The sequence below is a fragment of the uncultured Microscilla sp. genome (assembly GCF_947493425.1).
In the GTDB taxonomy this organism is placed as follows: domain Bacteria; phylum Bacteroidota; class Bacteroidia; order Cytophagales; family Microscillaceae; genus Microscilla.
This window is the reverse complement of sequence record NZ_CANLRP010000005.1, coordinates 103,863-129,138: the sequence shown is the minus strand read 5'-3', so window position 1 is coordinate 129,138 and position 25,276 is coordinate 103,863. Positions and strand designations below refer to the sequence as shown.

Below are 25,276 nucleotides of genomic sequence, written 5' to 3'. Positions count from 1 at the left end.
CTCAGTAATCGTAATCATCTGCCAAACTGTTTGAGGGTTTTCCAATACCTCCGTTAGCTTGGGCAATTTATCCCCTTTTTTACGATTGGGACCTCTTTGCCCTGACAGACGTGGAGGAACAAAGTCATAAAGAGCAGCATCCATGCGCATAGTTGCTATCACTGTTGCCAACTTACATACCCTATTAAGTAGCTCCATACAGGCATAACTATTATCTCCCACTACAATTATTTCCCTATCAGGTAACCAGTGTTTTATCAATGAAATTAGCTGAGCTGCTCGCTGGATGACTGTTTTATGAACCTTGCCCTGTTTCTGTGCATAACCTTCGCTTGGGGCAAGGGTGCTTAGAAAAGGAAGTGCCCAAACGCGACCAGCCCAAGGAACATTCACCAGCAACATCACACAAAGCCAACGCAATCCACTACACTTGACAAAATGAGATTTACTACTCCGGACACTATCCCTGTAAATTCCTCGTTTACTGATTTTTCTACCCCACCTGCGTTCAATAGTCTCATCTATCCCAAATACTAACTTATCTCCGGGAAGCAATAACTTAAGAAGTTGATGAAGTAAAATTTTAGAACATCTTAATGATGACCAATTGGCTCTACTCAAAACACGATGGTACTTGCCAAAGTTCTTTACCTTACTCAAACCCAAGATGCGAAGCACAGAGCTTATGGTTCGTTTACCTTGACATAAGATTGCCCCTGCCAGTAAAAATTGAACATGCGAATATATACGCTTTGAAAACACACCTTTAAATTGTATTATCACATCTAGAAACTCATTCGGGAATATTTGCATTGTTAAAAATGTTTGGTCACAATTTTAACTTGTTTTTACCGTAGTGGGTTTCTTTTTTGCAAATGGCTAAAGTCGAGCTAAGGACTTGCGATTTGTAGCTTACACCTTGCACCTATAGTAACTCCTGACACTAATTGGCCTGCCCAAAGCAAATATAGTAGTCCTTATTAAACTGGTAATAATGCAATGTATGTTCGTTTAGCCTGCCATTTATCCTCAGAAAGCTCTGAAGTTCACCACGTTGGGCAAGCCGAAACGGGCTAATAAGTAAATCACTACTAAAAAATAACTGTCCCTTGGAGTGAATTTTATACAAAGTTTCTTTGGCGCTCCAGTAAACAGTGATCTTTTCCAGGTTATTATCTACCTCTATTTGTTCCTCTTTAGATAAAATTCTTTTGGCAATTTTAAGCAATTTGCCTTGTACCCGCTCTATGTCTATGCCTACCTCTTTGGAGGTATGTATAATGCCTACAGCGTAGTTTTCGGTGTGCGACAAAGATATACGGTAAGCCCCATCTGCAAGGTAAGGTTTGCCATTGGTACCTTTCAGAATACCCATATATTCTTCGTGCTGTAGCTCAAGCAGCTTTTTGATGACCAGACGGGCAGCAGTTGATTCGCACTTTTTGGCTTCGTGCTCTATATCGTTTAGATAAAACGCTTCTGAAGAACGGGGAGAAAGTGCTTGTATTAATTCTTGTGAACTCTCTTTGATCTCCCAAATGCCCCAGCTGCATTGTGGATTACTGTTTTCTACGTGTATAAGTGGCATTGTATGCGTTTTTCAAAATCAGTGCCTGAAGCTAATTTTTGTGGTAAAGGTGAGAGCATTTTAACGTTTGGCTATACAACAAAAAAGGTGTAATTGAAACATACTCTTGTAGGCAATTAAAATTGGGAGCAATTTACAGAAAAATTATTACTTTTGGTGATGAGCAAAATAGAAGTGACAAAAATGGCTACCCTTACCGGACACAACGACTGTGTTTATGGGCTTGCCCCCAGCAAAAAAGCCAACATATTTTTTTCGGCAGATGGCAATGGGATGGTGGCACGTTGGAACCTCGAAAAGCCTGAAATAGGCGATATGGTAGCCAAAGTACAAAACTCTGTGTATGCTTTACATTACCGCGAAGCAGGCAATCAGTTGCTGGTAGGGCACAATTTCTCTGGCTTGCATCTCATAGATTTAGATTCTAAAAAGGAACTCAAGTCTATAGAACTCACCTCTGCTCAAATATTTGACATTCAAAGCATTGGTAACCTTGTTTTGGTGGCTTGTGGAGAAGGGTTGGTAGTAGCTCTTGACTTTGAAAACTGGGCAGTGCGTAAACACTTGAAAGCATCGGACAAGCACGCAAGGGTGATTGCGGTGCATCCCAACCAAAAAAGCTTTGCGATTGGCTACAGCGACCACCATATCAGGGTGTTCGATACTGAAACACTTGATTTACAACACACCATTGCTGCCCATAGCAACTCAGTATTTGCCCTGCGTTATTCGCCCGATGGACAGTACTTGGTGAGTGGTGGGCGTGATGCACACTTGAAGGTTTGGAACGTAAGCCAAGGCTACGCTTTACACCAATCTATTGTGGCGCACATGTACGCCCTCAATTCGTTAGATTTTAGCCCCGATGGGCAGTACTTTGTTACAGGCAGTATGGACAAGTCCATCAAGGTTTGGGATGCCCACATGTTCAAGTTACTTAAAGTCATTGATAAATCGCGGCACGCCGGGCACGCTACCTCGGTCAATAAACTGTGGTGGTCGGCTTATCAAAACTTTGTGGTTTCGGCAAGCGATGACCGAACTGTATCTGTATGGAGTTTGAAATTTCCATAAATTGAGTTAATTTGCTCATTGCCGCTATTATGATGTTATCAGTAATTTAATTATATTTATTTTGGTTGTTGATTTGTCCAATGGCTGTATAGTTTTGCAATATGTTGCAAAACTTTATTAAACTATAGAAATTTATTTTTACACCATTCCTTAGGAATGGTACCAAAATAAATTTACATTCTTAACCTCATCTTTTGAGGCTATACTTTGTTAAAAAATAGCCGAATAGCGATGCTATTAGCCGATTTTTTGCCTCGTCTAGCAACAAAATATTTTATTAAACTATAGAAATTTATTTTTACACCATTCCTTAGCAATCAAAATAAAGCCATGATGTAAAGTATTTATGGCATTAGAATATCACTTTTAGACCAATCAAAACAGAAATTTATGAAGATTACGCCCATCGAAATAAAAAAGAAAGACTTTGGCAAGCAGAAAGGCTTCATGAAGAAAGGCTTCGATACTGAAGAGGTAAGCCGGTTTTTAGAGTTTTTGGCCGAACACTGGGAAAAAATTCTGGATGAAAACAAAGAGTCAAGCATTCGTATTCAGTACCTGGAAAAAGAAATTAGTACATCACGCGAAAACGAAGATGCTCTTTTCAAAACCCTCAAAACGGCTGAAGACGCTGGAGCCAATTTGGTAGACCAGGCACGCCGTTCGTCAGAAATAAAAATACAAGAAGCTCAGCTAAAATCTGATGTAATCATCAAAGAAGCTCAAAGCCAGGCACGCGCCATTGTGCAAAAAGCCCACGCCCGCGCCCGCAATATTTTAGACGAAATGGTAGAAGAGTTGCGTGAGCGCGAAAGGGATTATAAAGTGCTGGAAACACACCGCGACAATCTACTGATTGAGGTAAGAACTTATATCAAAGAGTCGCTCGAAAAAATTGACCGACTGGAGTCTAAAACATCCAGCGAGTATTTTGAGAAAAAAATAGAAGAAGCTCAGCAAATTCTGGAAGAAAAACAGGAGTTGCTTGACTTGCAAAAAGCTAAAATATATCAGGAAGATGAAGAACCCGAAAAAAATGAAGAAGTGACTGAAGCCAATGTAGCTGAAAACAACACCGGAAGTGAGTCGTTTTTTGATAAAATAGGCTAATCGTTGTCATAAAAGCCACTTTATTTGGTGGAAACAAATCTAAAAGTTTTATTCGCGTTTTTGACGACTGACAATCAGGTCAACTAACGTAACTATTTTAATAAATTATGGGTCTTATTGCATTAGAAGGTTTAGAGTTTTTTGCCTATCATGGCGTATACCAGGAAGAGCAAAAAATAGGCAACAAATACCGGGTAGATATTACCATAGAAACTGATTTTTTGGAAGCAGCCAAAGAAGACACCATTACGGCCACAGTACATTATGGCGAAGTGTACGAATTGGTAAAAGCCATCATGAAACAGCCCTCTAAGCTTCTGGAGTCGTTGGCTTATCGAATAGTAGAGGCCACCCATGAAAAATACCCTAATCTGACCTCAGTAGAAGCAAGCGTAGCAAAGTTTAATCCTCCAGTAGGGGGGGTTTGTAAGTGGGCAAAAGTAACACACAAACGCTAAACTAAATGCCACAAAAGCCTAAAAACGAAGATGCTATTCGCAATCAATACGCCGAACAGGGCGTAGATGCCTATTACCAACAACACGGCGATGCCTACGAAAATCCTCACTTTACACAGATTGAAAAACTGCTACAGCAAAACCAGTCAAAGATAGGTTATACCCACATACTTGATTTTTGTGCAGGTGGAGGAGAAGTAAGCCGTATTTTGCAAGCAATGGGTTTTGCCGACGTACAAGGCTGTGACCCCTACACCCATGAGTTGTACCAACAGCAAGTTGGGCAAACCTGCCTTACTTACAATTTTCAGGAGGTAATACAGGGCAGACTCAATCAGTGGGTAGCAGACCAACAACCCAATCAAGAGTTTAGCAGCATTATTTGTAGCTTTGCTATGCACCTTTGCCCCGAAAAACAGTTGTATCCATTGGTTTCCAACCTGTTTCAACTTACCCGTCAATTGATCATTATTACTCCACACAAACGTCCTGCCCTGGAAGACCTGGCGCAGGTACAACTCGATTTTGAAGACTTTACCCTCACCAAACGTGGTAAGAAGGTAAAACTTAAGAGTTATAGTTGGAATGATTAGTGTAAATTTCTGATAATAAGTGTTGTATGGGGGTGCAATCTCACGGCTGGTGCACGCGTCCCGTGTGTGTTCTTAATATATCAAGATCAAGTAACTTTAACAGGTGCTTATCTTTAAATTAAGGTATTGTTTATCAGTAATTTAAATGCCTCAATTGAAAAGTTAAGTTGACGCCAATGCAAACTTGTCTTGGGGACTCAGCCTTTTCAGCTAATTTTAAACAAACTCTTAATACACTATTTCTTTAAGCATAGCTATCAAGCTTCTTTTACTACTATAGTTAGCTTTGATATTTTCCAGTTTGGTTGTATACTCATCTAGCTTGTCAAGGTGTTTGGCTACCTTCAACAATGCCTTTAGGTTTTTGGTGGCGTTTTCATAACCCTTCCGGTCAAAACGCTCAATATTAAATATGGTGTCTTTCCAAAGTTGAGGTTCATCAGCAACCAGTTTTACGAGTTTTTTACGCGCTTGCTCTTCGGCTTGTTTTTTTGCCCTACGTTTAGTCTCTTGTTTTGCTTCCTGTACTTCATTATATAAGTCCTCAGTTGTCCACTTGCTTAACTTTTTGGTGGGTTTAACAACGCCTGATAACTCTTCAAGATCATTTTTGAGTTTTAAGTGTAAATTAACTTCTTGGTGAAGCAACTTGTATAAATACTTGTTTTTTGTAGCCTCAGGCAGCTGCTCAATCAATTTTACATAGTTATAAGAAGGTGCATCAGGGGGCGCAGGAGATTGTTTGACTAAGTTTGCCGCAGCATTGATCCAATCAGGAGAAATGTTAAAAAAGTTGACAAAATCTTTGAGTGTCCGCTGAAGCGATGTAATGTTGTGAGGAATATGTGGCACAGGAAGCGACTTTGAGTTTTCTTCGTGATCTTCATACTCCTCATCCAGGCTAATTAAGCTTTGAGTGTGTAACCAAGCAAGAAATAACAATCTATTATCCCCGTCCATGAGCAATTGTCGCCATTGAGTCATTTCCTGAAAATACTCTTCAGGGTCTTCCCCATAGTCATCTGGTTCATCGTTAAACTCTACTTTTACAATAACATGGGCACCTTTTTTAAAGATACTAACACCATTATCATAACTATCCTCAAAAGCCTGTTGGTACTGAACCATGTCTTCATAGTTGGCTGCCTCAATGGGCAAACGAAACATTACCTTGCGAGTACCCCAGTTGGCATAGTAAAGCATTACATCAAAGTATTGCTCAAGTATTGCTTCTTCATTTGCAGGAAAATTTCCATAATGATACACAAATGTGGCGCTGTTGGAGCTGGGGGTTGTTCTGCTAGATAAACTACCAATTTTACGTTGTTCTTCTTTACTTAAGTTTCGATCTATGCTACGAAACCCATAAAATTGAAATTCACTCATACTGGGCAAGAATAAAGTTAGTTTAAAAGCTTCAAATGTAGAATGATTTTATAAGTAACGTGCTCAAAATAAGTTTCTAAATCGGACAGTTATTGTTGAGGGCTACGCCCGAAATCCCGTTTACGGGGCGAACACGTTACTAAACTAAAAAAACAATATGATAAATGCCAAGGCAAAATTAAATATAACTCGTCAATTACACCGATATGCATCGGCATCTGAGGGCTTGCCCAGTTTGTAAGGGAAAAGCCTGTGAATATTACCAACAAAACTATGCTCCAAGTTGCAGCTTCAGTGCCCCATAATCTATTTTGGAATGGTGCCGGGCGTCGCGAGGAATTTGTGCGACTACTTGTAGCTTGTCATAGGGGATGTTGCCCACTTTAGGTGCTAATATCTCTTTGTTTAAGACCGACTCTAGTACCAGTATACGCTGTTGGTTCATTTCTAGTAAGGTACCCATAGTTACCCCAGCTATATTAACCAACTGGTTTTCTATAATAAAAGGCGATAAATAACCTTCTTCAAACTCAATTAATTGGGCGCAACGACCTGTAAGTAGTAATTGATTCCCCTTTTTGAGTCCACTGTCCCCAGTACGGTGCCATATTTTATTGCCTACTATAATCTTGTTTTGGCGAAAAGCAGCATCATTTTTAAAGTACTGTTTAAGCACATGTGCTCCTGCTACTATAATTTCGCCTATAACACCATCTTCCAGCGTCATTTCGTCTAGTGCCAGTGCACTACATGCAGGAATATTTCCATCGCTTACGCGGATAATACGTACTTCGGTTTTATGAAAAATATCGCCTACTGGCAAACCTTCGGGCAATGTTTCAGGGGCTTGGCTCAAGGTCTGGGCATCAATAGAGCTAATCGGTTCTACCTCGGTAGAGCCATACACCACCATGGAGGTTGCTTGAGGGAATGCTTTTACATATAAGGTAGCTTCCTGAGGGAACACTGGAGCCCCACCTGTCACAACCTTCTTTATTTGGGGGAGTTCTACTTTTTGCTCTATAGCATATTGCGCCAAACGCTTGATAAAAAATGGTGAAGCAATCATGCGGTTTACCTGATGTTTATTGATTTGCTCTATAATTACTGCTTCATTGATGGCTTCAGGCTTGGTCATCTTAAAATCGGCAATAACCGATGTGCAACCTACCCCCAGGTTTACAAACAATACTATAGGCAACACAGGCATATCTACGTCACGTGCCTTTGGGTGAATTTCTTCCAGCAGGGCATCAAATTGTTCACGCAGGAACGCATGAGTACGATTGGCAGCCTTAGGAATTCCCGTACTACCCGTAGTAAATGTAATCAGTGCAGTAGTATCTGGGGGTACTTGAGTAACAGGCACTCCTGTTTTATGTTTTTTCTTCAGGCTTAGTTTTATTGGGATACGCCTGAGTTCTTTGGAAAATAAGGCAAATATCCGGGCTTTCCAGACACCAATAAACCCTTTACAGTCAGCCAACTGGCAGCATAGCTCCATGCGCTTTTTACTCACCCATTCGTCCAGAAAAACCGCCGTAGCCCCAATATAAAACAACGCAAGTACTATGCGGTACAAATCTATACCCATAGGTACAAACACCAACACCCGGTCGCCTTTACCAATGCCTTTGCGTTGAAAATAAGCTGCGGTTGCTTTTACATCTTCAGCAAGTTGTGCATAAGTAATGGATTGATCATTTTTATCTATAATAGCTACATTGTTAGGGTGCTTTTTAGCAGCGTTCAAAAACAACTCTGATATGTTGGTTAGTTTAGTTTTCATTGAATCTCTTTATGTTGTTTAGGTTGCGCCAGAAGATACAGGATGTATAACAAGTTGTTGGTAAAAATAAAATGTAGTTTGACAAGGCACAGATTGCTAAGGAATGGTGAGAAATTAAATTACCATTCTTGAGGTAGAGGTTTTGTTTTGAGACGAGGCTATTTTTTGCGCCCATAGCAGCGCTACGGGCAATAAAAATAACGAAGTATCAAGGCGAAAAATCACCCCTCAGAGTGTAAATTTATTTTTGAACAATTCCTAAGGAATGGTGTAAAAATAAATTTCTATAGTAACGCTAAAATATTTTGTTGCTAGACGCGGTAAAAAATCGGCTAATAGCAGCGCTATTCGGCTATTTTTTAACAAAGTATAGCCTCAAAAGATGAGGTTAAGAATGTAAATTTATTTTGGTACCATTCCTAAGCAAAGTAATGCAACTTTAGCTCATTCTACCAGCTATACTTAAACAAAAATGGTTTTGAGGATGGATTTTGACTAATTGCCTGAATACCAACATTAATCAACCGAAGCTACAGCTGTGCTGAGCTCAGCAAAGCTAATCCTGTAAATCCTAAAATCACTTTCATCTTAGTATATTTTTAGTTTTGTCCAAAAACAAAGTAAAAACAAGAGTTCCTGCTCTTTCTTTGTCTACAGTACTGTTTGTACCAAGCCCAAAGAAGTTAAGAGTAGGAGAAGTTTAGTTTAAAGTGCGTTAAGGTAATAGTAAAAATGACTGTTTTTTTTCTGAGTAGTTGCATTGCCTGATAGACATTACAACTTTAACCCGTACAAAGCATAAGATTTGTATTCATTGGCCGAATACTTTTCAGAGATATTTTGTGAAGCATTGCCCCGGATAATAAATGCATGAATGATCTGTTCAAACCCCATTTCTTTAGCAGTTTGGGTAGTTTTGCCTACCAAATAACTACCAACTCCTTTAAAAATACAAGACTTGCTTCGCATCAGGCTTTTTACAATCATGCTTTTGCCCGAAGGATCATTAAAGTTTTTAAGATTAAAACTCAATGCCTGTAGTTCACCTTTGGCATCCTCTACAATAGTGATAAGCTTTGGGTCAAAAAACTGTTTAAGCCGAGCATATTTGCTTACAAATTCATCTACCGAAATAGGGGTATACAAGAAGTTTTCGGCAAAACCATTAATGCTGAGCTGTCCAATCTTTTTCAGGTCATCTTCAAAGTTTTCCATATCTATGCTTCTGAAAACTGCCCCTTCATCCTCATAGCCTTTTTTGGCTTGAGCCAAAGCCTGAGCATCATACTCCAAGCTTTGGTCAAGATTAGAATAATAGTTGGCAATGGGTTTAAATCCTGCTTGTATAAACTGGTCGTTATAATATAAGTGGTGGTAAGGCTCCATAAAAAAGGGAACCTGTTGATGGTGTGTGCTAAATCGGTAATTATTCCAGGTAGACCCTTCCATGGGACCAATCAACCAACTATAGCCTTTGCTTTTTGCCAAAGCAATGGCTTCTTCTATGAGTTGTCGACTGACTGCTGGGTCGTTTTTACACTCATAACTACCTATACAAGCCGCCAAAGAATGCTGGTATTGCAAACCAGGGTTTTCATAAAAGGCAAACCTACCTACTGGTACCTCATTTTGCCATAATACATAGCAACCTGTCAGGTGAGTTGACACAGGCTCGTTGCCCAATTGAAACCGCGGGCTATCTGAAGTATATAAACGATGGGGCAAGTTGTTAAATGCCTCGTGTGTTGTTTCACCAGGCATTGAACAGGTCACTTTATAAGTCATTTTATAAGTAGTGATTAATCAGCATTAGCATCGCCAACGCACTAAAAGGAATAGTTAAGTTGTCGTAACCTTTGTGGCTCAGTGCCTCGGCTATGGTAGTTACCACAGCTACACTTATAGTAATAATCAAGGTTTTGGTTAAGGTCATTTGCTCCAGCCCAACTACAAGGCAAAGGCTGGTAATGACAGCCGCAGCAAAAAAACCTGCCGAACCACTCAAGGTTTTACAATGCCCAAAAGTGATGTACTTACCTCTGGGAAAGTGTTTGCCTACCAATGCAGCCATTGGGTCGCACAAGGTCAGTATTAATATAGGAATGTAGTAAAATATAAACTGATCTTGACTGATATACATCAGGTAACAACAATACACAATAACAGGATACAAAATACTACCTCTGGTGGTGCGCTCTACTGCATTGATAGAAGGCAATAGTTTGAAATATAAAGATGCGAGCAAAATGATAAGAAAACTGCTACAAAGTAACAATACCAACCAATGATTTTGAATCAAAGGAGGGAACAGCATCGTGAGCAAACCAGTGACAATGTGTACATACTTGCGCGTAATCTCTGCCCTTGTTTTTAGGCGATGATAGAAAAACTCTGCACTGGCAAACAGCACTAAATAAGCTATAGACAAATAAATAGTGTTCAACAGGTTTTCGCTCATGATTTTACATCAATTATAAAGTTACCATAAAAGAACCCTTTGTCTTGCTGGGAAAGGTGTTGGGCGTTGGCTTCATCATAGAATAACCCCGAAAGTATTTTCGACATGCGTCTGGGCACCATTAGGTTCCAATAGGCATAGCGTGCTCCTGATAAGGCTTCTTGCCATAGGTTTTCGCTCACCGATTGGAAAAGTTCAGGGTTCATATATTCGAAAATATTAGATAAGTTAAACTTATTAAAACCTTCAAATGCTTTGAAAGCATCCTCGGCAAGCCCGTTGTACACTGTCATTCGGTGGATGCGAGGCTTAATAAGTTCAAAGTTTTCTTTTCTGGCATAATGTGGCAGCGCCGTGTTGAATTTACCAGTAAGAATAAACTGCAAAAAATAATTTTGTTGACAAGCCACCGAACTTAAGTGGTCGTTGGCAGTGCTGGCAATAAAAGTAGAAACAGGAACCTCTACTTCTTTCAAAAACTGAGGGTCACGCCCCAATCTACCCATGACAAATCGGCTAAAGAATATCTTGAATAATAGCCGCCACCTGCGATTGTTCCACGAAGCATTGAAATACTCGGCTTGTTCGTTGGCGCTTTTTAACTCAAACAATCGCTTGATGCGTTTCTTGGTATGAATAAGGGGTAAAACCTTTTTATGAAATAGTTTGAAGTATTTTTCAAACTTCCCTTGGTAAATAATGCCTTCTTCTATCTCTTGGCGTCTGTTTGCCCAAAAGCTGGCTATTTCGCTCGAAAGCTCACTTTTTACCGCCTGGAAAAGCTCCCAACGGTGCTTACATTCTTCAAACCCCAGAAACTGTAAAAACTCTTGGTGATTGAGTGTAGCAATTGCTGCTTTTTTTAGTTCAATCAAATTGAGCTGTACTGGGTTAATATCTACTGCCACTACCAGTTCAGCATCTTGGGCAAGCATAGAAAAACTATTGTCTCCTGCCGAGCCTATAGACAATACCCGGTCGTTGTTGCCTACTTGTAGGGCGTCTAACAAAATGTCTGCGTCTTCCCAGCAATTGGCGTAACGTATGTAATCGTGCCTGACTTTTTTTAACTGTTCACTCATTACTCTATAATTTTAATTTTGCCTGTACTTCCATCCATCAATACTTCATCGCCAGACTTTAGGGTGCGCAAAAGCCCGGTAACACTTACTATACAAGGAATCCCCATCTCGCGTGATACTATAGCCGAATGGCTCAGCAAACTTCCACGCTCTACTATAATTGCCGAAGCCGTAGGGAACAAAGTTACCCAACCCGGATCGGTGCTTGAAGTCACCAAAATATCCCCGTTTAGTGAGTCAGTTTCGTTCGGGTCCATCACTACCCTTACCTTTGCCTGTACAATGCCAGGGCAGCAACCAATGCCATTTAAGTCTTGTTCAGCATCTTCTATTTTTTCCAGCGAATAAATGTACTCGTCTGTAAAGTTGTGTCCATAAGTAAAAAAGCGTTCCTGCGGAGGCTTTTGGTTTTTATACGCAGCAAACTCTTTTTTGCGGGCAACAATGTGCTCTTTTAAGTTTTCGCTAAAAGGATTTTTTTCCAAAGACTTAATCTCAGCAAGCTCTAGGTAAAACACATCTCTTGGGTCTTGCAAATGCCCGGCATCGTGTAATTTTTTGCCCAATGCTGAGAACATTCGTCGCACCATACCAAAGCCCTTGGTTCTTTCGTAGCGCAGATTTTCGCGGTTGCTTACCAAGTCACGCGCTTTGTTAAGTACATACTTAAACCACCAACGTTTAACACCTTTCCCCTTAAGTGCACCAAATATTTTCTTTTCGGCTGTTTCTCTCAGTTCTTCTTCAATGTTAGACTCGCTTCTTTTTTGGGTAATGCCCTGTGTCACATAAGACTTGATAACCTTGACAAACAAGGCAGGTTTTTGGGCATAAGATATTGTTTCGAGCTTAAGCTCTCCCACACAACGGTTGCCAAACAATTGGATGTATTCTTCCAGTTTTTGCTTGACTTCTGGAAAAGCCCCATTGCATAACTCAGCCCATATCTCATCGGGTGTTTTGTCTATAAAAAGTGCTTTAGCTTCCTTATTTTGGCTGACTAATGCAGCTATAGCTATGCTTCGGTGAATGGGCTCTACCGAAATAATATCCTGGCTTCCGCACAATAGATCGTTATGAATATTGGGTTGGTCAGGGCAGTATTTAATGGCTTGTTTTTCAAGCATTCCAAACCAAATCATAGCAAAAAAATCATTGACCAAGGGAGCTTTCCAACGCATCAACAGCGATGACTCGAACTTATTATAGTGGGCAATGATTTGGGCTGGAGTCAATGCATCAAAATCAATAGCATCATACGATGCCATAATAGACTTGAGCTGGCTCAAAAACTTTCTTCTTTCTCTGGGTAGCCCAAATTGTTTTTGAATCATCTTTATTCCCATCGTCAGCATTCGCCAACGCGCTCGTCCCTTGCTCATTCCAAAGTCATCTTCCAGTTCAAAGCGCTCTTTTACCCCCATCATCCGTTCCATGTTTTCGGCGTTGATAGAGTAACCAGGCAGCATTGCCAACATTTTATACCAGTTGAGCAAGTTATAATATACCCTGCCTCGTACCAACCCCAATGTATTGGCAAACACCTCTGAATGGCGGTTAATTTCCTTATCGGTTACTCCCATAATACCCACAAACTGACGGTATACCATTTCGTACATCTTTATAATAAATGAAAAGGTAAGAGGAGTAGTAATGCCCGGATAAGACTCTATAATGTTGCTGTTGTCCCACAAAATATATTCGCCTTCTGGCTTGCTTCCGGCAGCAGTAATAGGGCGGGTTTGCAACAAGTATAATTGGTTATTTGCATAGGCAAACTCAATGTCTTGTGGGGTGCCCAAGTGTTCGTCCAAACGATCCAGCAAAGCCGCTATTTCTTTCAGTTCGGTATCTTGCAAAGTAGCCACATCACTTTTAGTGGCATCTAAGGGGACTTTTTCTATACCATTGCCTGCTGGTTTTCTTAACAAAGCATGGGTTTTATGCGCCAATTGAGTATCAGTGCCTTTTGGCGAAAGCGTAAATGTATCTGCGTCTAGTTCACCCGACACCAACCCTTCGCCCAACCCATACACTGCCGAAATTACTTTACTTTCTTTATCGCCCGATACTGGGTTCATTCCAAAGGCAACTCCAGCTACTTCGGCAGCCACCATTTCTTGTACAATGGCACCAATACCTAACTGTAGCGGTAAGTTATTTTCTTCACGGTAGGTCATCACCCTATCAGATACTACCGACTGCCAAATGGCTTTGATTTTTTCAGCCAATTGGTCAAACGAAACGTGCAGAAAGGTTTCGAACTGTCCGGCAAAAGAAAATTGACTGCCATCCTCATCCATAGCCGACGAGCGCACTGCGTAGGTTTTACTGTTATAATTATCACCAAAGTAGGTTTGCAATGCCGTTAACACCTCTTGTGGTACTTTCAGTTGTTCAAATTCAGCTTTGATACTGGTTTTGTCGGTTTGCCCAGACAATTGATCAAGCAACACAACCTGAGGCACTACTGCCCAGGCAGGTACTTGTGCGCCCATTTTTACCAAACGAAGTAAATTACTGGCTTTGCCTCCTATGCCTTCTGGGGCGGTTTTTTCTATACTTGGAATAAATATCATGACAATAATCCTTTCAACATTGGAATGCCGCCCAAGGCGAGGTACATCAATATGGTCCACAGTGCGGTGGTGTATTCTATGTATTTACTTTTTTTGGCAGTAGGTGTTTTTAAAAAAGACCAACCCGGCAATGAACATAACACAAAGCATACACCCAAAATAAGGATTGCCCAACTGCTGTAATTGGCATAATAAGATGCCCCAATGGCTAACAACATAGTGGTAAACATGAGCCCTATCCATATCAAAGTACCTCCACGGGTACCATACAACCCAGTATAAGACACTACGTTGGGTTCTTCGCCTTCAGGGGTTCTTATCTTACGCCCAAACTCTAGCACCAAACCATTGGTATATGATACAGCAAAAAACCAGGCAAGCCCCCAGTGTGGATGCCCACCCCCCAACAGCCAATCTAACCCACTGGCATAAATATCAATTAGTGGAATAATGACCATGTGTGAGGTAATGTATATGATTTGGCGTTTTTTGAGCCACTCAGGTACAAAAAACTCTACTCCCATCAAACACAAATACAGGAGCACAATCACATACAAATAGAGCATTTGTAATTGGAAAATAGCAATGACTGCTATTTGGGTAATCCCCACTACCAAACCTATTATTTTAAGTTCCTGAAGCGACATTAGGCCACGAGGGACAGGCAGGTAAGTACGGTATTTTATATCATCTTCATGGTCTTTGAATTCGTCGAATATTCTGACCAAAAAGAAAAGGGTCACAGTGGCAAAAACGCCAATAAAAAAGTCTGACCAATTGATAAAGCCTTCTTTTCCCCGACAAATTCTTGAATAAGATACAGCCGAAAATGTGAAAGCTGAAATCATAATTCCATGGGCAATAAAAGGAAATCTTTCTTTTTGATAAATTAAAAAACGTTTAGCAAACGGTAGATAGTTTTCTTCAGGGTTACTCATTATTTTCTTCCCAGTTTTTGGTGAGCATTAGTAAAATGGTCGGCAGACATAGCCGAAGCAATTGATATTTCGCCAGCAAGTGCTACTGCACAACAGATTTCAGCAAATTTCTTGGCTTTGTTGGCGCCAGCACAGCCCAACATTTCAAGGCATTCTTTTTGGGTGGCAAGTGAGGTGCCTCCACCCACCGTACCCACAATAAGTGAGGGTAAAGTAACCGACACATATAAATCGCCATCAGCGTTAGTTTCCATTCGGGTAAGCCCAATAGATGATTCAGAGATGCAGGCAACGTCTTGTCCACAAGCAATAAACAAAGCCGTAAGTCCATTGGCCACATGCCCTTGCGCACCAATGGCGCCACTTTGGATCACACCTAAAGTAGATGATTGCCAATATTGAGCGATTTTTTCGGGGGTGGTTTTTAGTACCTTATCTACTACAAAGCGGGGGATAACTATCTCAGCAGTTACTTTTTTGCCTCTTACATTTACAAACGATAGCGTAGTTGCCTTTTTATCTCCTGAGTAATTGCCCTCTATGTACCACTCAAGCGGGGTTATATCAAAGTTTGCCAAAATGTATTTGCATATTTTGTCGGTGCAAATCGTCACCATGTTTTGTCCGGCTGCATCTCCAGTAAGGTATTCAAAGGTAAGAATCACACTATTACCCTCTATGTTGGCTTTGAGGTCATTGAGCTTGGCAAAACGGCTGGTGCTTTCTACAATCTCTGTGAACTTGTCCATGCGTTGGTATACCCATTTGATAAACAGCCCGACCGTACCCAAGTTATCAAACTTAAAGAAAGGACTACGTTGCACACCCTCTATCAAACATACCGAAGTAATGCCCCCGCTCAAGCGGCAGGCTTTCATTCCTCGGTTATAAGAGGCAATCAGGGCGCCCTCAGTGGTAGCCAATGGCACAAAAAAGTCGCCTTGCGCTTCTGAGCCTTTTACCAACAAAGGACCTGCTAAGCCTACGGGCACTTGTGCCATGCCTATAAAATTTTCAATATTGCCTTTAAGCGATTCTGGACTCTCTAAACCAGAGTGGCTGGTTAACCGATCTACCGAAACTCCTTGTTCAGCCAGGAAGCTCAACCTTGCTTCTAAGCCTTCGGTAGTAGCTGAACCGTTAAAACTTTTTCGGTCTAACTTGTCAATTTCTTCTTGAGTCAGTGGAGCAATTTGCTGTGTATACGCCTCAATACTTTTTACTTTTTCTATTTGTTCAAGTACCTTTTTTACGTGTTTATGGCTATAAGACATAAGTAGGATGTTAAGTTAAACCAACAAAGATAAAGCATACATTTATAAGAAAGTGTGTCTGTAAGTGCTTACGTTTTAAACTTCCTTTTTTTGTACTATACTTTGTTGAAAAATTTTGATGACCACGCCAGATGAGTAGGGGTTTATAGTCAATACGGGACAGAGGTAAAAAGTTTAACTAAGGCAAGTTGAAAAATTATGGTATTTGTTTAAGTTGGAGTTGTATATTGCCTAAAAAAAGACATATTTGGTAGAATTAGAGAATTTAAAGATGTAAAATTGCATATTTTGCTAGTTAAATTGTAGTGAATGTGTTTTAATGCAAAATATTTAATAAGTATGCTTGTGTCAGTTTATTGACCATTTGCGTAAAAAAACAGTGCTTTAGTTGGTACTATTCACAGAAGTTTATAGAAGGATTTGAGAATTCAAAAGCGGGCTGGATGTAACTTTTTTAAAACATTTGAATAAAAAATATTCTGTATTTTTTAAGGTTTTGCTTTTTTGATAATACTGAGTGAGTAATAGTACTTAAATTAGGTTTTGGTTTATGGTGTATATACTCCATTACTTGCCAATGTTGGATTATTTGTAAGCCCGTAGTTCGTGGTTTGTATGTATTATTGGAGAATTGACTCTTGGCTAAAGAGCACTAGTGCATTGGGTACTAAGATAAGTGATACACTATTTCGAGTTTATTTTGCCTGCTGTCAAGCCTCCAAAAAATGAGCATCGTTCGTTTTTTGAATTCTAATGTCTTATAGAGCATTAAACTTTCAGGAATGGGCAATGGTTAGCCTAAAATGTGTAATGATGCAATCTTTACCTTAAGCCATCGAGGTCAAGAATTACAATTTCGTTGCGTGAATAAATAAGTTGATTTTCTTTTTTGAGTTGGTTGAGAATAGAAGTAACTGTTTGGCGGGTAGACCCTGTCAGGTGAGCAATGTCTTGATGAGTAAGGTAATTACGTGCCAACCACAGTTTGCCTTGTGCTTCTCCATTGTCTTGAACAAATTTTTTAAGAAAATGGATTACCCTGGTGCGTACATCTTTAAAAATCAGGTGATTGTACCGATTCTCAAGGGTTTTGAGTTTATTACCTACCTTTTTGGTAAATTTCAAAGAGATAGAGGGGTTTTTAGCCAGTACTTTCTCAAAATTTTCGAGAGTAAAAGTGCACATCACAGCCTCATCGGTGATTACTTTAGCGTATTCTGATGTTTCTCCGTCTGGTGCTTCATCCAAAGCAATTTCGCCAAATATATCTCCTTTTTGAATAATATCTTTAGTCACCTCGTTGCCATCAATGTCCTGGCTGATGATTTTGAGCATGCCTTTTTTGAGAAAATAAATGCGCTTGACAGGCTCATGGGTAAAAAATATGTCTTCGTTTTTGATGGCTTTTTTAAACCCAACCCATACACACAACTCTTGGTATTTGTCATCAGTAATTTGTGAAAATATTTGATGATTGCGCAAGTACCAATATTTAACATCTTGTTGCATATAACAGAGGGCTAAATGAAGTAGGGTGAATGAGTCTTTTATCAAATATAACGAAAGTAGGGGCACAAAAAAAGCACAGTTTGTTGAAAAACTATGCTCCCTGTCTTATTTTATGGAATGTAATCTGGAGGTATGGTTGTTTGTAACCTATCCTCAGATAAGGTATCTCCAAATTAAGCTTAGCTTAGTTGGCAGAAACAGGCTCAATTACAACAAAAGAACGATCACGTTGCCCTTTTTTGAAGTGAACAGTGCCTTCAACTAATGCAAATAAGGTATGGTCTTTTCCCATTCCTACGTTTTTGCCAGGATGGTGTTTAGTACCTCTCTGACGTACAATGATGTTTCCAGCCTTTGCAAGTTGGCCACCAAAGATTTTAGTCCCTAGTCGTTTACTTTCCGACTCGCGACCGTTTCTAGAACTACCAGCTCCTTTTTTATGTGCCATAGTTTTATAAAATTTAAAATATTTTTAAGATTTTTTTCTTGAAATCTGTATTTGTTGGGCAACCCCAACAAACAGCAAAAACGAGGATAGCCTTATGCTGTGATGTCCTCGATTAATACTTTACTCAAGTACTGACGATGTCCGTTGGCTTTCTTATAGCCTTTGCGTCTTTTCTTTTTAAATACGATTACCTTGTCGCCTTTTACGTGCTCCAAAACTTTACCAGATACCTTTGCACCATCTACTACGGGAGCACCAATTTTAACATCTCCGTCATTGTCTACCAACAACACTTTGTCAAAAACTACCGCTGAGTCTTGCTCATCTTGAAGACGGTGAGTATATACGTATTGGCCTTTCTGCACTTTAAACTGCTGACCTGCGATCTCTACAATTGCATACATTTCTCTCTACGATTTATTATAACTGCAAAACAGACCGCAAATTTAGCCTTTAATTTTCGAAATACAAACGTTTTGGATGAATCCATTGTATAAAAATTGGATAACTGGAAGAAATTTTTATCAGGTAAAGACAAAACCAGGTACATAGAAACAGAGGAAATAAAAAATAAAAAAATTCTCTTTTGACAGCCAATCAGTTAGGGCTCACTCCCTTTACCCACCTTGTATTTCTTGTGCATTCTTCTCACTTTTGTGGTATAAAAACACCCCAGCAACACCTTAGTTTTATCAAGGTGTTATTAATCTTTTGTATCATTCCTGAGTTATTTTATAGCTGTTATTTGGGAGCTTCTGTTTTTTGATAAAATGGAGATAACATTTTGCTTTGACAATGGTTTGATGCATAAATCAAGAAATTTTACATCATAAAAAATAAAGAAAATGAGCAATACTGTCAGTGAACCTCTATTAGAAAGCGTTGACAACCGCTTTGTATTATTTCCTATTCAACAAAACGATATATGGCAAATGTATAAACAAGCTGAAGCCTCGTTTTGGACAGCTGAGGAAATAGACCTTGCGCAAGACCTGAAAGATTGGGACGAAAAACTGAATGACGATGAGCGCCATTTTATTACGCACGTATTGGCGTTTTTTGCGGCAAGCGATGGTATTGTAAACGAAAACCTGGCAGTAAACTTTCTTGAAGAAGTAAAAAGCCCTGAGGCACGTTGTTTTTACGGTTTTCAGGTGGCGATAGAGAATATACACGCCGAAACCTATTCGTTGTTGATTGATACTTATATCAAAGATGCTGACGAAAAGCACCGTTTGTTTAACGCCCTCGAAACAGTACCTTGTGTAAAGAAAAAAGCTGAGTGGGCTTTGCGTTGGATTGATAAAGGGAGTTTTGCTGAGCGATTGATTGCCTTTGCTGCAGTAGAGGGCATCTTCTTTTCGGGAAGTTTTTGCTCTATCTTCTGGTTGAAAAAACGTGGCTTGATGCCAGGTTTGAGCTTCTCTAACGAATTGATCTCTAGAGATGAAGGTTTGCATTGCGATTTTGCTTGTTTGTTGTACAACAGCTACATCAAAAATAAGTTGCCAAACGAAACCGTAGTATCAATCATTAAAAATGCCGTAGAGATTGAAAAAGAGTTTGTAACCGACGCATTGCCTGTAAAACTGATAGGAATGAACTCGGATTTGATGAATGAATACATTGAGTTTGTAGCCGATAGGTTGTTGGTAGAGTTGGGTTGTGAAAAACAATACAATACTTCTAATCCTTTCGATTTTATGGAAATGATTTCTTTGGAAGGTAAAACCAACTTTTTTGAGAAGAGGGTAAGTGAATATTCTAAAGCGGGTGTGGCAAACAAGCCTGCTTCGGGCCAAGGTAACCATAGTTTTAGCATGGACGAAGATTTTTAGTCTTAAGCTAACAAGCCAAGTATACCAAAACGGGTGTTTTCTCTATTTTGAGAAAATACCCGTTTTTTATTGGTTCGACTACTGCCTATGTAAAGCTAATCTAACCACTCTAACAGCGTCCAATCATTTTGGGCAAGATGTACATTATCTCCCATCAAAATCCATTGATGTTCTATTTGGTGAGTAGGTAAGGCATTGGTTGGGTCTTGTAGGCTCGTGAGTGCTTCTTGACTAAACGCAATAATATCTTCTAACCTTCGCCGCAAACTATAGCGCAAGCCCTCGGTCAGGGCGTTGAGTGGAGCCTTTGCCTTGTTTTGCAGGGGCATAGTTTGACTATTCAATGAATGGTTTTTACCTTGCATTGTTCGAATTATTTTTATTTGGATAAAAGCCAACGGGAAAGCGTCCAAACTTAGACCTGTTGGCTATTTCTTCACTCGAAGAAGTGTTACAAATATAATAAAAAGAGCGGTTTTGTCGCACTATATGCCTTCTTTTTTTTCAACATACCCATACCTTTTAAGCACTGGAAGTAACTTTTCTACAGTCTTTTGGCTTAAAGGTCGTTTGCCTCCTAAAATTTTACCTAAATAGCTATCAGTTAATCCCGCTTCATTATTTACTCCATTAATGCTCAATGATGGATGCTCTTCAAAATACTTTTTCAACTCTTCTATGGTCATATTTTTATATGATTTGATGATAGGGGTAAAGTTAAGGAATATTATATTTTAAGCTAAATGCTTTTATTACAATGCTTGTTTACGCATTTAGTAGCAGGTTTTGAAACCATAAAAATATATTGTTGTCTACTACAAGTTTTAACAAGCAAATAATTGAAATTAAGCTATTTCTGTTATATATTTTGGGGAAATTTAATCATCCAATAAATTATTACACTATTAAAAAATATACAAATGAAAAAATTTAAAGTAGACAAAAGCCAGGTATTATCTAAAAATGCACAAAAAGAGATTTTAGGGGGTAGACCTGTATTGAGTAGCTGTCCAACAGGGTGTTTCGACCTGTTTTTTTCTGATGCTTTTGGTGAAAGGTGCGCTGTCCCTAGCAATACAGGAGAAATTTGTTTCGGACGTATAAACCGTGAGGGTAACTGCTGCTTATAATTAGTAAGGATAGTTGTCAACAAAATATACAAGGCAGGGAGTGATTCCTGCCTTTTTTAATCACCCCACCAATCTCTAAAACTATCAGGTAAACCACTTCTATTCTTACGATAAGTATCTTTAGGGGAGTAAGTCTTTACCTTTATTTTTCCATCTTTTTCTTTTTTGATTACTAACAACCAAACCGCGATAATAAGCCCAATGGTGATCACCACCCCTAGAGCCACATAACCAATGATTTTTTGTTGCTCTGCCTGATGTTTTTCCCATTCTTCTGCAGTGTAGTATTGAGCCATTGTCAAGAGTGGCAGGAGCAACAGTACAATGGTGAGTAAAGTTACTTTTATTTTTACCTTAGCTTGAGTCAACATATTTTGCACTTTCATAAATACTTGTTGTATGATTATACCTACTTATTACTTCAAAAGAGGGAGGAAAGTTGAGCCTAAAGCAAAAAAAGACAGGCATTACACCTGTCTTTGCTAAGCTTTACAGCCAATACTTTAAAACTTATTAAACCTGCGCCATCAAAGAATCAAAAGTATCCATTACTTCTTTTACCTTGCCACGAGAAACCTCTAATAGTTCTTTCTCGCCAGCGTTTAGGTCAAGTTCGATGACCTTTTCGATACCATTTTTACCCAAGATAACAGGTACGCCTAAGTAACAATCATCAATGCCATACTCGCCTTCAAGTTTAGTACAAACTGGGAATACACGACGTTGATCCTTTACGATAGCTTCCACCATTTGAGCCGCTGCCGAACCAGGTGCATACCAGGCAGAAGTACCCATTAGTTTCACCAATTCTCCACCGCCTTTTTTAGTGCGTTCTACAATTGGGTCAAGCTTGTCTTTAGCCAACAATTCGGTTACTGGAATACCACCTACTGTAGTATAGCGAGGCAATGGCACCATAGTGTCACCATGACCACCCATCAACACAGCCTGAATGTCTTTAGGAGATACGTTTAGCTCACTTGCTAAGAAAGCACGGTAACGTGCTGTATCCAAAATACCTGCCATACCCATTACTTTGGTACGAGGTAATTGGGCTGTAGTGTGAGCCGCATAAGTCATGACATCCAATGGATTAGAAACCACAATAACAATGGCTTCAGGAGAGTGAGCAATCACTTGCTCAGTTACAGATTTTACAATACCTGCATTGGTTGAAATAAGGTCGTCGCGAGACATTCCTGGTTTACGAGGAATACCAGACGTGATCACAACCACTTCCGAACCAGCCGTTCTGCTGTAGTCATTGGTTACTCCAACTGTACGGGTATCATATAGATTGATAGGAGCTTTTTGCCACATATCAAGCGCCTTACCTTCGGCAAGTCCTTCTTTAATATCTACCAAAACTACTTCGTTGGCAATTTCGCGGTAAGCCAACACGTCGGCACATGTAGCACCAACATTTCCCGCGCCTACAACTGTGATTTTCATATTTTTTGTATAGTTATTTTAATATAAAATTGTCGTAAATCAATGGACAGTGGAAATTCTTTAATTATTCATAAAAATACAAGCATTGTTGTTGGATTTTGTTTGTATTTCAAAATATTCGACTATACTTTTACTTAGGTTAACTTAGAAAAGTACCATTTTTATACTAAAATTTATGGCAAAGATAATTTCCTTTATAAGCCGCAAAGGTGGCACCGGCAAAACTACCAATGCAATTCAAATAGCTACTATGTTGCATAGTTTAGGTTATAAACTGGCTTTGATTGAGACAGATACAAACTATACCTTGAGCACTTTGCGTAAAATGGAATTGTTCAAGTCGGGAGCTAAAGAAGGGAGTGTTTTCGATATTATAGGCTCAAAAGATGACAAGGTTTTGACAGATATAGAAGCGCTTCATCCAGCAAAATTAGATTACATTATTATAGATAGTGCAGGAAAAACTACTGACAATAATATCAAAAATCTGGCAGTTCAGAGTGATGCAGTAATAGTACCCACCAGCCTTACTCAAAATGATGTATTGGTCACCTATCAAACAGTACAAGACCTGAAACCAGCCCAGGATATTAACACAAACCTGAAGATTATAGTATTGCCTAACCGGATTCATGGCAGAACTAGCCCAGCAAATATTCATCGCCAACTAGTAGACCTGAAAACAGTCATTACTGAAAATTTTGTTCCGGCAAAAAACATATATGCTCAATTTAGTACTATTCTGCCTGAAAAACAATACCAAGATATTGCCCGCGAACTGATTGGGATATTACAATAATTTATCAAATAGTGATATAAAAATAGTCACAACCATTTGTGGTATCGATATTCATCGGTATCTTAGGACTTGTCGCTTTTATATTTTTGCAACCCTGAATATAAAAGACAACTCGACTTAATATTTAACAAGCTAAAATAAAAAAAACATGGCAAAGAAGAATACCCTTGACGACTTGAACGAGTTTTTGAAAGAGACAAAAAACAGTGAGGAACAACCTGCCAAGGCTAGTAGTAAAGAAGAGTTTTTGGCAAAAGAGCCTAAACAATTGGTAGAGGTAAAAAAAGCTGGTGAAACTGATAAAACACCCGTAAAAAAAACTACTAGTCGTAAACCATCGGCTAAAAAAACGGTGAGTAAGCCAAAAGCAACAGCTAAGTCAAAAACTACTACTGCCAGAAAAAACACTTCTAAAACTACTGCGACCAAAAAAACTACAGAAAAAGTAAGCGAAGCACTTATTTTGGCACAATTAGATGCTTTGGCAAAACAAGAAGATAAAACTATGCGTGAAGTGTGGGCAGGCATTGCCAAAAAAGTAGGAGCAGAGTTTCCGCAGGCGTCAGAAAGCCTCATAGATGAAGGAGTAGACATATTGGTAGATCTAGCAATGGCTCCGATGAATTTCCTGGTATCTGTATCTGATCGAATCAATAAAATGTTATAATAATAATTTTCATTGTACATTTATAAAACCCAGTGATGTTTGACAGCAGCATTTGGGTTTTTTTGTGCCTGACTTAACAGCTTTTTAACGTGACTATTTCCCATAACTTGCTAAAACATTTTATACATTTGAAACAAAGATAGTAAACCGTTGATTGACCAATTGATATGGAAAAAAATATTGTAGAAGAATTCAATACATACCGTGCCCAGATGAATGAGAAAATTTTGGGAGCAGATAATAAGGTACTCAAGCGTTTGTTCAACCTTGACACCAATTGTTATCAAGAAGGGCAGGTAGATGTCATCACCAAAGAAATGATAGGCATGGCTTGTTCTATGGTGTTGCGTTGCGACGACTGTGTACGTTACCATTTAGGTAAGTGTTATGAGCTAGAGGTAACTACTGAGCAGGTATTTGAGGTATTTGCTATTGCCAATCTGATAGGTGGCACTATTGTTATTCCACACTTGCGTCGTGCTGTTGAATACTGGGAAACATTGCAACAAAATCAAGAGAAGTAAGACATAGTTAGGGCAGAAGGAGATTTCTGCCTTTTATTACTTGTGAAACAATATGGAAGAAGACGAGAGTAATATAGAAGAACGTTGGCAGGCATTGCTTAACTTTTTGGAAAAAACTATAGGCAAGCGCCCAGCTGATTTGAACGCCGTCATGTTTTTGATTGGTGTACAAGAACTGGGGCAGGGGGTAAGACAGTTTACCAAAGAACAAAAACAAGACCTGATGCACATAGCGATATGCAGGGTGCTAAGCAAAGCAGGATTTTATGAACTGGAAGGCTTAGATAAAGATGGTTGGCCACACTGGAAGTTGGTCAATAAGCTACCCCATGTAGACCTGCTCAATCAGGAACATTTACTTAAAATATACGTATTAGACTACTTTGAAGATGAGGGGATTTTATAAAAAAAACATCTTATTCTAATACAATCACTTGCTGGTTGATAAATCAATAGTAGTTTGTTTTAGTGTATTGAAAATAAAGGTGTTATGCGATCTGTTGATTCCATTAGTTTAGACATAACTACAACTTTTATACGTGTTTCACCACCTTATAATTTATAAAAACACCTGATCTAA

General features: G+C 39.3%; 27 protein-coding genes. 10 read left to right on the top strand and 17 right to left on the bottom strand.

Going from position 1 to position 25,276, the window contains the following annotated elements:
• Positions 1-813, bottom strand: an 813-nt coding sequence (locus Q0954_RS03190; protein ID WP_299453514.1) for a transposase, incomplete at its 3' end; no start/stop codon positions are given.
• 130 nt (positions 814-943) lie between these two features.
• Positions 944-1,588, bottom strand: coding sequence for a 4'-phosphopantetheinyl transferase superfamily protein (locus Q0954_RS03185; RefSeq protein WP_299453511.1), 645 nt, complete (start codon positions 1,586-1,588; stop codon positions 944-946).
• A 159-nt stretch (positions 1,589-1,747) separates the two neighbouring features.
• Here Q0954_RS03185 and Q0954_RS03180 point away from each other — a divergent pair, with 159 nt between their 5' ends.
• From Q0954_RS03180 to Q0954_RS03165, 4 genes are all read left to right on the top strand, one after another.
• Complete coding sequence (locus Q0954_RS03180) at positions 1,748-2,662, top strand: WD40 repeat domain-containing protein (RefSeq protein ID WP_299453508.1); 915 nt, start codon at positions 1,748-1,750, stop codon at positions 2,660-2,662.
• Between the two features lie 390 nt (positions 2,663-3,052).
• Positions 3,053-3,772, top strand: coding sequence for a DivIVA domain-containing protein (locus Q0954_RS03175; RefSeq protein WP_002696927.1), 720 nt, complete (start codon positions 3,053-3,055; stop codon positions 3,770-3,772).
• Positions 3,773-3,879: 107 nt separating this feature from the next.
• Positions 3,880-4,230 carry a dihydroneopterin aldolase gene (gene folB, locus Q0954_RS03170; RefSeq protein ID WP_002696928.1) on the top strand — a complete coding sequence of 117 codons (351 nt, stop codon included), beginning with the start codon at positions 3,880-3,882 and terminating at the stop codon, positions 4,228-4,230.
• 5 nt (positions 4,231-4,235) lie between these two features.
• On the top strand, positions 4,236-4,823 hold the full coding sequence (locus Q0954_RS03165) for a class I SAM-dependent methyltransferase (RefSeq protein ID WP_299453501.1): 588 nt from the start codon (positions 4,236-4,238) through the stop codon (positions 4,821-4,823).
• A 228-nt stretch (positions 4,824-5,051) separates the two neighbouring features.
• On the opposite strand, the gene Q0954_RS03160 is transcribed toward Q0954_RS03165, so the two are convergent.
• The 11 genes from Q0954_RS03160 to rplU all read right to left on the bottom strand — a co-directional run bounded on the left by Q0954_RS03160 (position 5,052) and on the right by rplU (position 18,690).
• The gene (locus Q0954_RS03160; protein WP_299453498.1) at positions 5,052-6,209 is read right to left on the bottom strand and encodes a hypothetical protein; all 1,158 of its coding nucleotides are present in this window, start codon (positions 6,207-6,209) and stop codon (positions 5,052-5,054) included.
• 271 nt (positions 6,210-6,480) lie between these two features.
• Positions 6,481-7,998: an AMP-binding protein gene (locus Q0954_RS03155; RefSeq protein ID WP_299453495.1), complete on the bottom strand. Its 1,518-nt coding sequence runs from the start codon at positions 7,996-7,998 to the stop codon at positions 6,481-6,483.
• A gap of 774 nt (positions 7,999-8,772) precedes the next feature.
• Positions 8,773-9,759: a hypothetical protein gene (locus Q0954_RS03150; protein WP_299453492.1), complete on the bottom strand. Its 987-nt coding sequence runs from the start codon at positions 9,757-9,759 to the stop codon at positions 8,773-8,775.
• Between the two features lie 25 nt (positions 9,760-9,784).
• Positions 9,785-10,456, bottom strand: coding sequence for a hypothetical protein (locus Q0954_RS03145; protein ID WP_299453490.1), 672 nt, complete (start codon positions 10,454-10,456; stop codon positions 9,785-9,787).
• Complete coding sequence (locus Q0954_RS03140; protein WP_299453489.1) at positions 10,453-11,538, bottom strand: DUF3419 family protein; 1,086 nt, start codon at positions 11,536-11,538, stop codon at positions 10,453-10,455. Before Q0954_RS03140 ends, Q0954_RS03145 begins: the two co-directional genes overlap by 4 nt.
• Positions 11,538-14,117, bottom strand: a complete 2,580-nt coding sequence (locus Q0954_RS03135; protein WP_299453486.1) for a PEP/pyruvate-binding domain-containing protein — start codon at positions 14,115-14,117, stop codon at positions 11,538-11,540. Before Q0954_RS03135 ends, Q0954_RS03140 begins: the two co-directional genes overlap by 1 nt.
• Positions 14,114-15,055: a UbiA family prenyltransferase gene (locus Q0954_RS03130; protein ID WP_002705490.1), complete on the bottom strand. Its 942-nt coding sequence runs from the start codon at positions 15,053-15,055 to the stop codon at positions 14,114-14,116. The genes Q0954_RS03135 and Q0954_RS03130 overlap by 4 nt, the downstream gene beginning before the upstream one ends.
• On the bottom strand, positions 15,055-16,329 hold the full coding sequence (locus tag Q0954_RS03125) for a hydroxymethylglutaryl-CoA reductase (protein WP_299453478.1): 1,275 nt from the start codon (positions 16,327-16,329) through the stop codon (positions 15,055-15,057). The genes Q0954_RS03130 and Q0954_RS03125 overlap by 1 nt, the downstream gene beginning before the upstream one ends.
• Positions 16,330-17,151: 822 nt before the next feature.
• The gene (locus Q0954_RS03120; RefSeq protein WP_299453476.1) at positions 17,152-17,838 is read right to left on the bottom strand and encodes a Crp/Fnr family transcriptional regulator; all 687 of its coding nucleotides are present in this window, start codon (positions 17,836-17,838) and stop codon (positions 17,152-17,154) included.
• A gap of 184 nt (positions 17,839-18,022) precedes the next feature.
• The gene (gene rpmA / locus Q0954_RS03115; RefSeq protein WP_299453473.1) at positions 18,023-18,286 is read right to left on the bottom strand and encodes a 50S ribosomal protein L27; all 264 of its coding nucleotides are present in this window, start codon (positions 18,284-18,286) and stop codon (positions 18,023-18,025) included.
• A gap of 92 nt (positions 18,287-18,378) precedes the next feature.
• The gene (gene rplU, locus Q0954_RS03110; RefSeq protein ID WP_002705498.1) at positions 18,379-18,690 is read right to left on the bottom strand and encodes a 50S ribosomal protein L21; all 312 of its coding nucleotides are present in this window, start codon (positions 18,688-18,690) and stop codon (positions 18,379-18,381) included.
• A 441-nt stretch (positions 18,691-19,131) separates the two neighbouring features.
• Here rplU and Q0954_RS03105 point away from each other — a divergent pair, with 441 nt between their 5' ends.
• Positions 19,132-20,124: a ribonucleoside-diphosphate reductase small subunit gene (locus tag Q0954_RS03105; RefSeq protein ID WP_299453466.1), complete on the top strand. Its 993-nt coding sequence runs from the start codon at positions 19,132-19,134 to the stop codon at positions 20,122-20,124.
• A 95-nt stretch (positions 20,125-20,219) separates the two neighbouring features.
• Here Q0954_RS03105 and Q0954_RS03100 read toward each other — a convergent pair whose 3' ends face one another.
• On the bottom strand, positions 20,220-20,489 hold the full coding sequence (locus tag Q0954_RS03100; RefSeq protein ID WP_299453463.1) for a hypothetical protein: 270 nt from the start codon (positions 20,487-20,489) through the stop codon (positions 20,220-20,222).
• A 120-nt stretch (positions 20,490-20,609) separates the two neighbouring features.
• Positions 20,610-20,810, bottom strand: coding sequence for a DeoR family transcriptional regulator (locus tag Q0954_RS03095; protein WP_299453460.1), 201 nt, complete (start codon positions 20,808-20,810; stop codon positions 20,610-20,612).
• A gap of 234 nt (positions 20,811-21,044) precedes the next feature.
• Between Q0954_RS03095 and Q0954_RS03090 the strand changes: the two genes are divergently transcribed.
• Positions 21,045-21,254, top strand: coding sequence for a hypothetical protein (locus Q0954_RS03090; RefSeq protein WP_299453457.1), 210 nt, complete (start codon positions 21,045-21,047; stop codon positions 21,252-21,254).
• Positions 21,255-21,310: 56 nt separating this feature from the next.
• Here the strand turns inward: Q0954_RS03090 and Q0954_RS03085 are convergent, their stop codons facing one another.
• Complete coding sequence (locus tag Q0954_RS03085) at positions 21,311-21,640, bottom strand: hypothetical protein (RefSeq protein WP_299453455.1); 330 nt, start codon at positions 21,638-21,640, stop codon at positions 21,311-21,313.
• Between the two features lie 127 nt (positions 21,641-21,767).
• Positions 21,768-22,706, bottom strand: a complete 939-nt coding sequence (gene mdh / locus Q0954_RS03080; RefSeq protein ID WP_299453452.1) for a malate dehydrogenase — start codon at positions 22,704-22,706, stop codon at positions 21,768-21,770.
• Between the two features lie 175 nt (positions 22,707-22,881).
• Between mdh and Q0954_RS03075 the strand changes: the two genes are divergently transcribed.
• From Q0954_RS03075 to Q0954_RS03060, 4 genes are all read left to right on the top strand, one after another.
• Positions 22,882-23,505, top strand: a complete 624-nt coding sequence (locus Q0954_RS03075) for a ParA family protein (protein WP_299453449.1) — start codon at positions 22,882-22,884, stop codon at positions 23,503-23,505.
• 148 nt (positions 23,506-23,653) lie between these two features.
• Positions 23,654-24,172 carry a hypothetical protein gene (locus Q0954_RS03070; protein ID WP_299453446.1) on the top strand — a complete coding sequence of 173 codons (519 nt, stop codon included), beginning with the start codon at positions 23,654-23,656 and terminating at the stop codon, positions 24,170-24,172.
• A 167-nt stretch (positions 24,173-24,339) separates the two neighbouring features.
• On the top strand, positions 24,340-24,696 hold the full coding sequence (locus tag Q0954_RS03065) for a carboxymuconolactone decarboxylase family protein (RefSeq protein ID WP_299453443.1): 357 nt from the start codon (positions 24,340-24,342) through the stop codon (positions 24,694-24,696).
• Between the two features lie 52 nt (positions 24,697-24,748).
• Complete coding sequence (locus tag Q0954_RS03060; RefSeq protein ID WP_299453441.1) at positions 24,749-25,102, top strand: hypothetical protein; 354 nt, start codon at positions 24,749-24,751, stop codon at positions 25,100-25,102.
• Positions 25,103-25,276 lie beyond the last annotated feature (174 nt).

What these genes read in the sequence shown, in the direction of transcription:
- Q0954_RS03140 (WP_299453489.1), bottom strand. Translation starts at nt 11,538, where the DNA reads ATGAGTGAACAGTTAAAAAAAGTCAGGCACGATTACATACGTTACGCC.
- Q0954_RS03090 (WP_299453457.1), top strand. Translation starts at nt 21,045, where the DNA reads ATGAAAAAATTTAAAGTAGACAAAAGCCAGGTATTATCTAAAAATGCA.
- Q0954_RS03125 (WP_299453478.1), bottom strand. Translation starts at nt 16,329, where the DNA reads ATGTCTTATAGCCATAAACACGTAAAAAAGGTACTTGAACAAATAGAA.
- rplU (WP_002705498.1), bottom strand. Translation starts at nt 18,690, where the DNA reads ATGTATGCAATTGTAGAGATCGCAGGTCAGCAGTTTAAAGTGCAGAAA.
- folB (WP_002696928.1), top strand. Translation starts at nt 3,880, where the DNA reads ATGGGTCTTATTGCATTAGAAGGTTTAGAGTTTTTTGCCTATCATGGC.
- Q0954_RS03075 (WP_299453449.1), top strand. Translation starts at nt 22,882, where the DNA reads ATGGCAAAGATAATTTCCTTTATAAGCCGCAAAGGTGGCACCGGCAAA.
- Q0954_RS03150 (WP_299453492.1), bottom strand. Translation starts at nt 9,759, where the DNA reads ATGCCTGGTGAAACAACACACGAGGCATTTAACAACTTGCCCCATCGT.
- Q0954_RS03135 (WP_299453486.1), bottom strand. Translation starts at nt 14,117, where the DNA reads ATGATATTTATTCCAAGTATAGAAAAAACCGCCCCAGAAGGCATAGGA.
- Q0954_RS03060 (WP_299453441.1), top strand. Translation starts at nt 24,749, where the DNA reads ATGGAAGAAGACGAGAGTAATATAGAAGAACGTTGGCAGGCATTGCTT.
- Q0954_RS03100 (WP_299453463.1), bottom strand. Translation starts at nt 20,489, where the DNA reads ATGCAAGGTAAAAACCATTCATTGAATAGTCAAACTATGCCCCTGCAA.
- Q0954_RS03070 (WP_299453446.1), top strand. Translation starts at nt 23,654, where the DNA reads ATGGCAAAGAAGAATACCCTTGACGACTTGAACGAGTTTTTGAAAGAG.
- mdh (WP_299453452.1), bottom strand. Translation starts at nt 22,706, where the DNA reads ATGAAAATCACAGTTGTAGGCGCGGGAAATGTTGGTGCTACATGTGCC.
- Q0954_RS03185 (WP_299453511.1), bottom strand. Translation starts at nt 1,588, where the DNA reads ATGCCACTTATACACGTAGAAAACAGTAATCCACAATGCAGCTGGGGC.
- Q0954_RS03065 (WP_299453443.1), top strand. Translation starts at nt 24,340, where the DNA reads ATGGAAAAAAATATTGTAGAAGAATTCAATACATACCGTGCCCAGATG.
- Q0954_RS03155 (WP_299453495.1), bottom strand. Translation starts at nt 7,998, where the DNA reads ATGAAAACTAAACTAACCAACATATCAGAGTTGTTTTTGAACGCTGCT.
- Q0954_RS03145 (WP_299453490.1), bottom strand. Translation starts at nt 10,456, where the DNA reads ATGAGCGAAAACCTGTTGAACACTATTTATTTGTCTATAGCTTATTTA.
- Q0954_RS03095 (WP_299453460.1), bottom strand. Translation starts at nt 20,810, where the DNA reads ATGACCATAGAAGAGTTGAAAAAGTATTTTGAAGAGCATCCATCATTG.
- Q0954_RS03180 (WP_299453508.1), top strand. Translation starts at nt 1,748, where the DNA reads ATGAGCAAAATAGAAGTGACAAAAATGGCTACCCTTACCGGACACAAC.
- Q0954_RS03120 (WP_299453476.1), bottom strand. Translation starts at nt 17,838, where the DNA reads ATGCAACAAGATGTTAAATATTGGTACTTGCGCAATCATCAAATATTT.
- Q0954_RS03160 (WP_299453498.1), bottom strand. Translation starts at nt 6,209, where the DNA reads ATGAGTGAATTTCAATTTTATGGGTTTCGTAGCATAGATCGAAACTTA.
- rpmA (WP_299453473.1), bottom strand. Translation starts at nt 18,286, where the DNA reads ATGGCACATAAAAAAGGAGCTGGTAGTTCTAGAAACGGTCGCGAGTCG.
- Q0954_RS03085 (WP_299453455.1), bottom strand. Translation starts at nt 21,640, where the DNA reads ATGAAAGTGCAAAATATGTTGACTCAAGCTAAGGTAAAAATAAAAGTA.
- Q0954_RS03165 (WP_299453501.1), top strand. Translation starts at nt 4,236, where the DNA reads ATGCCACAAAAGCCTAAAAACGAAGATGCTATTCGCAATCAATACGCC.
- Q0954_RS03105 (WP_299453466.1), top strand. Translation starts at nt 19,132, where the DNA reads ATGAGCAATACTGTCAGTGAACCTCTATTAGAAAGCGTTGACAACCGC.
- Q0954_RS03175 (WP_002696927.1), top strand. Translation starts at nt 3,053, where the DNA reads ATGAAGATTACGCCCATCGAAATAAAAAAGAAAGACTTTGGCAAGCAG.
- Q0954_RS03130 (WP_002705490.1), bottom strand. Translation starts at nt 15,055, where the DNA reads ATGAGTAACCCTGAAGAAAACTATCTACCGTTTGCTAAACGTTTTTTA.